The 11,106-nt window shown below is 56.9% G+C and carries 17 protein-coding genes; all 17 read left to right on the forward strand.

Going from position 1 to position 11,106, the window contains the following annotated elements:
* The first annotated feature begins 107 nt into the window (after positions 1–107).
* Positions 108–341 carry a hypothetical protein gene (locus tag ACEW8J_RS04045; RefSeq protein WP_373490353.1) on the forward strand — a complete coding sequence of 78 codons (234 nt, stop codon included), beginning with the start codon at positions 108–110 and terminating at the stop codon, positions 339–341.
* A gap of 68 nt (positions 342–409) precedes the next feature.
* Entirely contained in the window at positions 410–811 is a 402-nt protein-coding gene (locus ACEW8J_RS04050; protein ID WP_373490354.1) for a cupin domain-containing protein, read from the forward strand.
* Between the two features lie 242 nt (positions 812–1,053).
* Positions 1,054–1,425, forward strand: a complete 372-nt coding sequence (gene rpsL, locus ACEW8J_RS04055; RefSeq protein WP_373490355.1) for a 30S ribosomal protein S12 — start codon at positions 1,054–1,056, stop codon at positions 1,423–1,425.
* Positions 1,426–1,448: 23 nt separating this feature from the next.
* Positions 1,449–1,919 (forward strand): 30S ribosomal protein S7, encoded by a 471-nt coding sequence (gene rpsG / locus ACEW8J_RS04060; protein WP_100092391.1) that lies wholly within the window; start codon positions 1,449–1,451, stop codon positions 1,917–1,919.
* Positions 1,920–2,117: 198 nt separating this feature from the next.
* On the forward strand, positions 2,118–4,211 hold the full coding sequence (fusA, locus tag ACEW8J_RS04065; protein WP_373490356.1) for an elongation factor G: 2,094 nt from the start codon (positions 2,118–2,120) through the stop codon (positions 4,209–4,211).
* Between the two features lie 152 nt (positions 4,212–4,363).
* Entirely contained in the window at positions 4,364–5,554 is a 1,191-nt protein-coding gene (tuf, locus tag ACEW8J_RS04070; protein ID WP_373490357.1) for an elongation factor Tu, read from the forward strand.
* A 121-nt stretch (positions 5,555–5,675) separates the two neighbouring features.
* A complete protein-coding gene (gene rpsJ, locus ACEW8J_RS04075) occupies positions 5,676–5,987 on the forward strand; it encodes a 30S ribosomal protein S10 (protein WP_066744965.1) in 312 nt (103 codons plus the stop codon).
* Between the two features lie 191 nt (positions 5,988–6,178).
* A complete protein-coding gene (gene rplC / locus ACEW8J_RS04080) occupies positions 6,179–7,033 on the forward strand; it encodes a 50S ribosomal protein L3 (protein WP_373490358.1) in 855 nt (284 codons plus the stop codon).
* A gap of 3 nt (positions 7,034–7,036) precedes the next feature.
* Entirely contained in the window at positions 7,037–7,663 is a 627-nt protein-coding gene (rplD, locus tag ACEW8J_RS04085; RefSeq protein WP_373490359.1) for a 50S ribosomal protein L4, read from the forward strand.
* Positions 7,656–7,964, forward strand: coding sequence for a 50S ribosomal protein L23 (locus ACEW8J_RS04090; RefSeq protein WP_339691904.1), 309 nt, complete (start codon positions 7,656–7,658; stop codon positions 7,962–7,964). The genes rplD and ACEW8J_RS04090 overlap by 8 nt, the downstream gene beginning before the upstream one ends.
* 6 nt (positions 7,965–7,970) lie before the next feature.
* Positions 7,971–8,807, forward strand: coding sequence for a 50S ribosomal protein L2 (gene rplB / locus ACEW8J_RS04095; RefSeq protein WP_373490360.1), 837 nt, complete (start codon positions 7,971–7,973; stop codon positions 8,805–8,807).
* A 2-nt stretch (positions 8,808–8,809) separates the two neighbouring features.
* Complete coding sequence (gene rpsS / locus ACEW8J_RS04100) at positions 8,810–9,085, forward strand: 30S ribosomal protein S19 (protein WP_373490361.1); 276 nt, start codon at positions 8,810–8,812, stop codon at positions 9,083–9,085.
* Entirely contained in the window at positions 9,085–9,468 is a 384-nt protein-coding gene (rplV, locus tag ACEW8J_RS04105; protein ID WP_373490362.1) for a 50S ribosomal protein L22, read from the forward strand. Before rpsS ends, rplV begins: the two co-directional genes overlap by 1 nt.
* Before the next feature lie 2 nt (positions 9,469–9,470).
* Positions 9,471–10,172 (forward strand): 30S ribosomal protein S3, encoded by a 702-nt coding sequence (rpsC, locus tag ACEW8J_RS04110; protein ID WP_373490363.1) that lies wholly within the window; start codon positions 9,471–9,473, stop codon positions 10,170–10,172.
* A gap of 24 nt (positions 10,173–10,196) precedes the next feature.
* Positions 10,197–10,628, forward strand: a complete 432-nt coding sequence (rplP, locus tag ACEW8J_RS04115) for a 50S ribosomal protein L16 (protein ID WP_373490364.1) — start codon at positions 10,197–10,199, stop codon at positions 10,626–10,628.
* A gap of 5 nt (positions 10,629–10,633) precedes the next feature.
* Positions 10,634–10,852, forward strand: coding sequence for a 50S ribosomal protein L29 (rpmC, locus tag ACEW8J_RS04120; RefSeq protein WP_373490365.1), 219 nt, complete (start codon positions 10,634–10,636; stop codon positions 10,850–10,852).
* A 9-nt stretch (positions 10,853–10,861) separates the two neighbouring features.
* Positions 10,862–11,106: 30S ribosomal protein S17 (rpsQ, locus tag ACEW8J_RS04125; RefSeq protein WP_373490366.1), on the forward strand; the 245-nt coding region annotated here is incomplete at its 3' end.

Genomic DNA, 11,106 nt, shown 5'->3' on the forward strand with positions numbered 1-11,106 from the left:
AGCGCCGCCGCCGCGAGCGTCGTGGTCACCGCGGGGCGGATGGTCGATGTGCTGGCCGGCCGGACCGTCGCGCCGCCGGCCAGTTCCGCTGGATGGTCGAATATGGAATGACGCCGATTGAGGCGATCCAGGCCGCGACCCGCAACGCCGCTTTGGCGCTGGGCCGCGAGCGGGATGTCGGTGCGATCGCGGTAGGGCTTTGCCGAGATCGTCGCCGTGGACGGCGATTCGCTCGCCGATGTCCGCCGGCTCGAACATGTCGATGTCGTGATCATGAGCGGCAAGATCATAAAATCCAAGTGAGCGCAGTTCGCCGAAGAGCTGGCGCTACCGTCCGCTGAAATAGGCGGGAACGGTTGCGCCGCTGTGCTGTTCAGGAGCGCGAGAGCATCAGCAAAGGGAAGAAGCGATGAAGGGCTATGTCGACAATATCGAGCAGCGGACCATCGAGAATGATGATTTCAGGCGCGTGCTCTACACGGGCAAGAACCTGCAGCTGGTGCTGATGACGCTCAAGCCTGGCGAGGAGATCGGCGAGGAAGTGCATGAGGACCGCGACCAGTTCTTCCGTGTCGAAGAAGGCGCGGGCGAAGTTCGCATCGATGGCGTCGCCAGCAAGATCGAGGACGACTTCGCGGTTATCGTTCCGGCGGGCGCCCGGCATAACGTGATCAACACCGGCTCCGCGCCGCTTAGGCTCTACACCATCTACGGCCCGCCCGAACATAAGGACAAGCGCGTCCACGTCACCAAGGAGCAAGCGGAACGCGACCACGATAAGGACGAATGGGAAGGCGAGACGACCGAGTAGGACAATGGCTCCTTCGGCACTCAGGGTCGGCCAACTCGCGCGTTGACCCAATCCGACTCCCCGGTTATAGGCCCCCTCGCCTGCGGGACCGAAAGCGTGCTTCGGCGCGTCCTGACATCCCTGGAGCGGGCAAGAGCTTGAACATTGCCGCACGTATGCGAAAGGCCTGGAGGGCCGATGGCTTCCGGGGTTCTTTCGCGTTTCGCGTGTCGGCAGAGTAACTTTATAAGGTGAAGGGCTTCATGCCGACGATCAATCAGCTGGTCCGCCACGGGCGCGACCTGCAGAAGGCCAAGAACAAGGTTCCCGCGATGGAGGCCAACCCGCAGAAGCGAGGGGTTTGCACGCGCGTCTACACGACGACCCCGAAGAAGCCGAACTCGGCGCTGCGCAAGGTCGCGAAAGTGCGGCTGACCAACCAGCGCGAGGTCATCAGCTATATTCCCGGTGAAGGCCATAACCTTCAGGAGCATAGCGTTGTGCTGATCCGCGGCGGCCGTGTTCGCGATCTTCCCGGTGTGCGTTATCACGTACTGCGCGGTGTTCTCGATACCCAGGGTGTCAAGGACCGCAAGCAGAGCCGCTCGAAATATGGCGCCAAGCGTCCTAAATAGTTTCAGTTTCGGAGTTATAAGATATGTCACGTCGTCGTCGTCCCGAAAAACGGGTTATCCTGCCCGATCCGAAATTCAAGGATCTGGTGCTTTCGAAATTCATGAACAACCTGATGATGGATGGTAAGAAATCCACCGCAGAGCGTATCGTCTATGGTGCCTTTGACAGCGTTGAAGCCAAGGCGAAGAAAGATCCGCTTCAGCTGTTCCATGATGCGCTGAACAACATCAAGCCGGGCATTGAAGTGCGCAGCCGCCGCGTTGGTGGTGCGACCTATCAGGTTCCGGTCGAGGTGCGTCCCGAACGCGCGCAGGCTCTGGCGATCCGCTGGATGATCTCTGCCGCTCGCGGCCGCAGCGAAACCACAATGGCAGCGCGTCTGTCGGGTGAAATTCTTGACGCTTCCAACAATCGCGGCAACGCGGTGAAGAAGCGGGAAGATGCGCACAAGATGGCAGAAGCCAACCGCGCATTCGCTCACTACCGCTGGTAGCAAGTACAGACTGTTCGTCCCGGGCCTGTCGAAGGACGCGCCTCGCCAGAGAGTTTTTCTCCTGACCGAGGCTCTTCGACCGGCCTGGTACGAACGGACTTTTGATCAAGATTTCGATCCAATCGGGGCTGGCATTGTTCAGCCCATTTCACTATAGGGCAGCCAGAATTTGGTTCCCCACATATCGGAGTACAGACTATGGCACGCAGCCATCCGCTCAAATATTATCGCAATATCGGCATCATGGCCCATATTGATGCCGGTAAAACCACGACCACGGAACGTATCCTCTATTATACCGGCAAGTCCTATAAAATCGGCGAAGTGCATGATGGCGCGGCGACGATGGACTGGATGGAGCAGGAGCAAGAGCGCGGCATCACGATCACGTCTGCGGCGACCACCTGTTTCTGGAATGCTGACGACCGTCAGGGTCCCGAGCACCGGATCAATATCATCGATACGCCAGGCCACGTTGACTTCACCATTGAAGTCGAGCGTTCGCTGCGTGTGCTCGATGGCGCGGTTGCCTGTTTCGATGGCGTGGCCGGCGTTGAGCCGCAGCCCGAAACCGTAGGGCGCCAGGCTGACAAATATAAAGTGCCGCGGATGTGCTTCATCAACAAGCTCGACCGCACCGGCGCCGATTTCAAATTCTGCGTACAGTCGATCATCGATCGTCTCGGCGCGGTGCCTGCCGTGCTCTATCTGCCGATCGGCATCGAGGCGAGCCTGACCGGTCTGGTCGATCTGGTGAACGAACGTTCGATCACCTGGAAGAACGAAGATCTGGGCGCTGAATATACTTATGGCGAAATCCCGGCGGACATGGTCGACGAAGCGGCTGAATATCGTGAAAAGCTGATCGAACTTGCGATCGAGCAGGACGATGCGGCTATGGAAGCCTATTTCGAAGGCAAGATGCCGGATGCCGCGACGCTGAAGGCGCTGATCCGCAAGGGCACGCTCAACCAGAGCTTCGTGCCGGTGCTGTGCGGCTCCGCGTTCAAGAACAAGGGCGTCCAGCCTTTGCTCGACGCGGTTGTCGACTATATGCCGAGCCCGCTCGACGTTCCTGCCATCAAGGGCGTGAAGCTGGACGGCGAAACCGAAGACAGCCGGCCATCTTCCGACGAAGCGCCCTTCTCGGCGCTGGCGTTCAAGGTGATGAACGATCCGTTCGTGGGTACTTTGACCTTCTGCCGCATCTATTCCGGCAAGCTGGAAAAGGGCACGTTGCTGAACTCGGTCAAGGACAAGAAGGAAAAGGTCGGCCGGATTCTCGAAATGCACTCCAATGACCGCAAGGACATTGACGAGGCCTTTGCCGGCGACATCGTTGCTCTGGCGGGCATGAAGACCACCACCACCGGCGATACGCTGTGCGACATGGACAAGCCGATCATCCTGGAACGGATGGAATTCCCCGAGCCGGTTATCGAGCTGAGCGTGGAACCAAAGACCAAGGCCGACCAGGAAAAGATGGGCGTTGCCCTGCATCGCCTGGCGGCGGAAGATCCGTCGTTCCGGGTATCGACCGACCATGAATCGGGTCAGACGATCATCAAGGGCATGGGCGAGCTTCACCTCGACATTCTGGTTGACCGGATGAAGCGCGAATTCAAGGTCGAGGCCAATGTCGGTGCGCCGCAGGTGGCTTATCGCGAATCGCTCGGCAAGGCCGTCGAAGTCGATTACACGCATAAGAAGCAGTCCGGCGGTTCCGGTCAGTTTGCGCGGATCAAGTTCGAAGTCACTCCGGGCGAGCGCGGATCGGGCATCACCTTCATGGACGAAATCAAGGGCGGTAATATTCCGAAGGAATATATCCCGTCGGTTGAAAAGGGCATGCGCGAAACCGCCGAGACCGGTTCGCTGATCGGCTTCCCGATCATCGACTTCAACATCCGTGTCTATGACGGTGCCTATCATGATGTCGACTCTTCGGCGCTGGCCTTTGAAATTGCCGGTCGTGCAGCGATGCGCGAAGCGGCACAGAAATCCGGGATCAAGCTGCTTGAACCGATCATGAAAGTTGAAGTCGTGACACCGGAAGACTATCTTGGTGATGTCATCGGCGATCTCAACTCTCGCCGGGGTCAGATCCAGGGTACAGATACACGCGGTAACGCCCAGGCTGTGAATGCCATGGTGCCGCTGGCCAACATGTTCGGTTATGTGAACGAGCTGCGTTCCTTCAGTCAGGGACGTGCGCAATATTCGATGCAATTCTCTCATTACGAGGAAGTGCCGAGCAATGTGGCCGAAGAAATCAAGGAGAAAATGGCCTAGCAGCCACTCCTTTTCGAGGTAACGCGCTTTCCTTTTGCGCAGGTCTGGCGGGAAATCCCCCGGACCGGCAAAAGGGTGTTGACAGAATTAGCGAGTCTCGCCAAAGCGCGGCGCAGACTATCAAGATGATAGAAAATCAGAGGTAAAATAAAATGGCTAAAGAGAAGTTTGAGCGCAATAAGCCGCACTGCAACATCGGAACCATCGGTCATGTGGACCATGGCAAAACGACTTTGACTGCGGCGATCACCAAAGTGCTTGCTGAAACCACTGGCGGTAAAGCCGTGGACTTTGCGAATATTGACAAGGCGCCGGAAGAGCGTGAGCGCGGCATCACCATTTCGACGGCCCACGTTGAATATGAAACCGAAGCCCGCCACTATGCGCACGTCGATTGCCCAGGCCATGCTGACTATGTGAAGAACATGATCACCGGTGCGGCGCAGATGGATGGTGCCATTCTCGTGGTTAACGCTGCCGATGGTCCGATGCCACAGACCCGCGAGCATATCCTGCTTGCCCGTCAGGTTGGTGTGCCGGCTCTGGTCGTGTTCATGAACAAGGTCGATCAGGTCGATGATGACGAGCTGCTTGAACTGGTTGAAATGGAAATCCGCGAGCTGCTGTCTTATTATGACTTTGATGGCGACGCCATTCCGATTGTATCCGGTTCTGCCCTGGCTGCGCTCGAAGGCCGCGACGACGAAATCGGCAAGAACAAGATTCTTGAACTGATGAAAGCCGTTGACACCGCCATTCCTCAGCCAGAACGTCCAGTCGATCTGCCGTTCCTGATGCCGATCGAAGACGTGTTCTCGATTTCCGGTCGCGGTACGGTTGTGACCGGTCGTGTCGAAAGCGGCATCGTCAATGTTGGTGATGAATGCGAAATCGTTGGTATCAAGGATACCACGAAGACCACCGTTACCGGCGTGGAAATGTTCCGCAAGCTGCTCGACTCCGGTCAGGCTGGCGACAATATCGGTGCACTGATCCGCGGCGTTGACCGGGAAGCGGTCGAACGCGGCCAGGTTCTCTGCAAGCCAGGCTCGATCACTCCGCACACCGAATTCTCGGCTGAAGTTTACGTGCTGTCGAAAGACGAAGGGGGCCGTCATACGCCATTCTTTGCCAATTATCGGCCGCAATTCTACTTCCGTACGACCGACGTGACCGGTGAAGTGATCCTTCCTGAAGGCACGGAAATGGTTATGCCGGGTGACAATGTGACAATCGGCGTGAAACTGATTGCTCCGATCGCCATGGATCCAGGTCTCCGCTTCGCTATTCGCGAAGGTGGACGGACCGTTGGATCAGGGGTTGTCAGCAACGTTACAAAGTAATATAGGAACGCCTCGCTGCCCGGATCGGTGATTCGGGCAGCCAGTTTTCTCGCCGCTCCGGCCTTTTCGTCAGAAAATCGGGGCGGTTTATTTTTGGCTCTTTGACATTGGTAACAGGTACATGGAAACGCAGAATATTCGCATTCGCTTGAAGGCATTCGACCATCGGGTTCTCGATCAAGCGACCGGCGATATCGCTGATACTGCACGCCGCACCGGCGCGCTGATCCGTGGACCGATACCTTTGCCAACGCACATAGAAAAATTCACCGTAAACCGTGGACCGCACGTGGACAAGAAATCCCGCGAGCAGTTCGAGGTACGGACTTATAAAAGGTTGCTCGATATCGTGCAGCCAACGCCGCAGACGGTCGACGCTTTGATGAAGCTTGACCTTGCTGCCGGTGTAAATGTCGAGATCAAACTGGCCTGAGCCAATTGATCGGTTCCCGCCCAGGCGGGGATCAGACTTACGACAGGATACCGCCGGTTTTTACCGGGCAGCGTCCTCCGTCTCGTTCCGGAATTTCCGGAACAATACAGCCCGGACGGGGTGATGCATGACAATTTGGGCTGGCACGCCGGACGAAATGGTTCGTTCGGCCTCTGTGAAGGAGATTGATCGTGCGTACAGGCGTGATCGCGAAAAAAATGGGGATGACCCGCTTGTTTCAGGAAGACGGTCGGCATGTGCCGGTTACCGTTCTTTCGCTGGAAGAATGTCAGGTTGTTGGGGCTCGTAACCAGGAACGGGATGGCTATTTTGCCGTTCAGCTTGGTGCAGGTGCCCGCAAAGCGAAAAATGTAAACAAACCGCAGCGTGAAGCTTTTGCCAAGGCAGAAGTCGAGCCAAAGGCGCGGGTTGCCGAATTCCGGGTTGATAGCGAAGATGCTTTGCTCCCCATCGGCGCCACCGTGACCGCTGACCATTTCATTGCCGGCCAGATGGTCGATATCCAGGGTGTTACCCAGGGTAAGGGCTTTGCCGGTGCGATGAAGCGCTGGGGTTTCGGCGGTATGCGCGCAACCCATGGTGTCTCCATCTCTCACCGTGCCCACGGTTCCACTGGTCAAAACCAGGATCCGGGCAAGGTGTTCAAGGGCAAGAAGATGGCCGGTCATATGGGCGCGAAAAATCGCACCCAGCAAAATCTGGAAATCGTCCGTACCGATGCCGCTCGCGGCTTGATCTTCGTACGCGGCAGCGTCCCCGGATCCAAGGGTGGCTGGTTGCTGGTGAAGGATGCGGTCAAAGTTGCGCTTCCCGAAGGCGTTCCATTCCCGGGCGCTCTGCGCCGCAATGCGGATGAAACGGCAACCGAAGACGCGCCAGCCGGCATGATCGAAGCGGATGCAGAAATCGAAGCACAGGTTGGCCCAAGCGATGCCGAAATAGCGGCAGCAGCCGAAGCTCCTGCAGGGAAAACGGCAGAGGAAGAAGAAGCTGATGCTGCCAATAATGCAGGGAAGGAGGGCTAAGCCATGAAATTGAAAGTGATAACCCTCGACGCCAAAGCCAAGGGCGACATCGAATTGAACGATGACGTGTTCGGCATTGAAGCGCGCGCAGATATTCTTCACCGTGTCGTCAACTGGCAGCGCGAAAAAGCCCGCGGAACGGCTCGTCCGACCCGTGAGCGTTCGGACGTGGCCCGCACCGGCAAGAAATACGGCAATCAAAAAGGCGGCGGTACCGCGCGTCATGGCGATCGTCGTGCACCGATCTTCATCGGTGGTGGTAAAGCCCATGGTGCCCGCAAGCGTGATTTCAATCCATCGCTGAACAAGAAGGTTCGCGCGCTGGGTCTGAAAATGGCGCTGAGCGACAAGGTCAAGAACGACAAGCTGATCGTGCTGGAAAATATCGATCTGAAGGAAGCCAAGACACAGGCGCTTCTGGCGCAAATCGGCAAGCTCGGTTTCGGCAGAACGGCGCTGATCATGGACGGCGATGTTATCAACGAGGCTTTCTCGAAAGCGTCGAACAACATTCCGCTCGTAAACGTGATGCCAGCTGCTGGCGCCAATGTTTACGACATTCTGAACCATGAAACCCTGGTGCTGACGCGCGCAGCGGTAGAAAAGCTGGAGGCGCGCTTCAATGGCTAAAAAAGAAGCAGTCGATATCCGTCATTATGACGTGATCGTCGGCCCGCACATCACCGAAAAGTCGACCTTGCTCAGCGAGCATAATGCTGTGGTATTCAAAGTAGCGAAAACCGCAACCAAGCCGCAGATCAAGGCCGCCATCGAGGCGTTGTTTGATGTCAAAGTCAAGAACGTCAACACGCTGGTGCAAAAGGGCAAGACCAAGAAGTGGAAGGGTCGCCCGTACACCCGCAATGACATCAAGAAGGCTGTTGTCACCTTGGCCGAAGGCCAGACCATTGACATCACCACGGGAGTTTAAGGGCACATGGCATTAAAATCCTATAAACCGACGAGCCCCGCCCGGCGTGGTCTTATCCTGGTCGACAAGAGCGGCCTGTGGAAGGGCAAGCCTGTCAAAAAGCTTGTCGAAGGCAAGAACAAGACCGGTGGCCGGAACAACAAGGGTCATGTCACCTCGCGCGGCATCGCTGGCGGTCACAAGCAGAAATATCGTCTCGTCGATTTCAAGCGGCGCAAATGGGATATGGCAGCGACGGTCGAACGGATCGAATATGATCCGAACCGCACCGCTTTTATCGCGCTGCTGAAATATGAAGACGGCGAACTGGCCTATATCATTGCACCGCAGCGTCTCGACGTCGGCGACAGCGTGATCGCCGGTCACAAGACCGACGTAAAGCCAGGCAACGCGATGCTTCTGTCGCAGATGCCGATTGGTACGATCGTTCACAATGTGGAAATGAAGCCAGGCAAGGGCGGCCAGATCGCCCGCTCAGCCGGTGCTTATGTCCAGATTGTCGGCCGTGATCGCGGCATGGTCATTGTCCGCCTGAAGAGCGGTGAACAACGCTATCTGCGCTCCGATTGCATGGCCACCGTTGGCGCGGTTTCCAACCCTGACAATTCGAACCAGAATTTCGGCAAGGCTGGCCGCACCCGCTGGAAGGGACGTCGTCCTCTTACCCGCGGTGTTGCGAAAAACCCGGTCGATCACCCGCATGGTGGTGGTGAAGGCCGGACTTCCGGTGGTCGTCATCCGGTGACGCCATGGGGCAAGCCAACCAAGGGTGCCCGTACCCGCAGCAACAAATCGACTGACAAGATGATCATCCGGTCGCGTCACGCGAAGAAGAAGAGGTAAGCATGGCTCGTTCCATCAAAAAAGGTCCATTTGTTGACCTCCACCTGCTGAAAAAAGCGCAAACCGCGCAGGAAAACAGCATTCGTACGCCGATCAAGACCTGGTCGCGTCGTTCGACTGTCCTTCCTGACTTCGTTGGCCTGACCTTCAGCGTTTATAACGGCATGAAATTCATTCCGGTTTCCGTGAATGAAGACATGGTTGGTCACAAGCTTGGCGAGTTCGCACCGACGCGCAGCTACTACGGTCACGGCGCAGACAAAAAAGGCAAGAAATAATGGGTAAGGCATCATCACCCCGCCGCGTTGGCGACAATGAAGCTTTGGCTGTTGGCAATTCCATCCGTGGATCTGCCCAGAAGCTGAACCTGGTCGCACAGCTGATCCGTGGCAAGAAAGCGGAAGAAGCGCTGAACATCCTGTCCTTTTCGAAAAAGTCGATGGCCAAGGATGTCAGCAAGGTGCTGGCTTCAGCAATCGCCAACGCCGAGAATAATCACAATCTGGATGTCGATGCTTTGATCGTTCACGAAGCGAGCGTCGGAAAGTCAATCACGATGAAGCGCTGGAAAGCGCGTGCTCGTGGTCGTTCAGCCAAGATTATCAAGCCATTTAGCCGCGTCCGCATTGTCGTGCGCGAGCATGAAGAGGAAGAGGCGTAACCATGGGTCAAAAGAGTAATCCTATCGGGCTTCGCCTGCAGATCAACCGGACCTGGGACTCTCGCTGGTATGCGGAAGGCTCCAATTACGGCGACCTCTTGATGGAAGACATCAAGATGCGGAAATATATCATCAAGACGCTGCCACAGGCCGCGATTTCGAAGGTGGTTATCGAGCGTCCGGCCAAGACCTGCCGCATTTCTATCTATGCTGCGCGTCCTGGCGTCATCATCGGCAAGAAAGGCGCGGATATTGAAAAGCTGCGCCGCAAGCTGAGCGACATGTCATCCGGTGACGTATCGCTGAACATCGTCGAAATCCGCAAGCCGGAAGTCGATGCCCAGCTGGTTGCGCAGGGCATTGGCGATCAGCTGATCCGCCGGGTTGCCTTCCGTCGTGCCATGAAGCGCGCGGTGCAGTCTGCATTGCGGCTTGGCGCCGAAGGCATCAAGATTGTTTGTGGTGGCCGTCTGGGCGGCGCGGAAATCGCGCGCGTTGAATGGTATCGCGAAGGCCGCGTTCCGTTGCATACGCTGCGCGCCAATATCGACTATGCCGAATTTGAAGCGCTGACCGCTTACGGCATCATCGGTATCAAGGTCTGGATTTTCAAAGGCGAGATATTGGGTCACGACCCGATGGCTCAGGATCGGTTGATGGTGGAAGCACAAACTTCCGGCATCCGTCCGCAGCATCAACGTTGATTTTTGAGGAATAGGTAGAGCATCATGCTGCAACCCAAGAAACATAAGTTCCGCAAGGCTTTCAAAGGCCGGATCAAAGGCAAGGCACCTGGTGGCTCGAGCCTGAATTTCGGCAGCTATGGCCTGAAAGCCATGGAGCCTGACCGGATTACCGCGCGTCAGATCGAGGCGGCTCGCCGTGCGATCACGCGTCATATCAAGCGTCAGGGCCGTTTGTGGATCCGGATTTTCCCGGATGTGCCGGTATCCAAGAAGCCTGCCGAAGTTCGTCAGGGTAAGGGCAAGGGTTCGGTTGAATATTGGGCTGCCCGGGTGAAGCCAGGTCGGATATTGTTCGAACTGGACGGCGTTCCCGGACCGATTGCAGCGGTCGCTTTCGAGCGGGCAGCGATGAAGCTCCCGATCAAGACAAAGGTTGTGGCCCGCCTCGGCGATACGTCACATCTGGAAGGTTAAGACAGATGAGCATCAAGACAGAAGATTTGCGGACCAAGACCGACGATCAGCTCGAGACGGAACTGGGCGAACTGAAGCGCGAGGCATTCAACCTGCGCTTCCAGGCTGCGACCAACCAGCTCGAAAAACCAAGCCGGACGCGGGAAGTGCGTCGCACGATCGCCCGGATCAAAACATTGCAGGCCGAGCGTGCGAACGCGGCGACCGCAGAAGCTAAGGCGTAAGGAACCGATATGCCAAAACGTATTCTCACCGGCACGGTTGTGTCAGACAAGGGCGACAAGACCGTTGTCGTCAATGTCGAACGCAAGGTGAAGCACCCGCTTTACGGAAAAATCATCCGGCGCTCGAAGAAATATCATGCGCATGACGAGAATAATGAAATCAGCCTCGGTGAAACCGTGCGGATTGAAGAAACCCGTCCGATTTCCAAGCTGAAGACCTGGAAAGTGCTGGAGCGGGTCGGCGCAGCAGCCGG

Source organism: Parasphingorhabdus sp., from assembly GCF_041748495.1.
GTDB lineage: Bacteria > Pseudomonadota > Alphaproteobacteria > Sphingomonadales > Sphingomonadaceae > Parasphingorhabdus.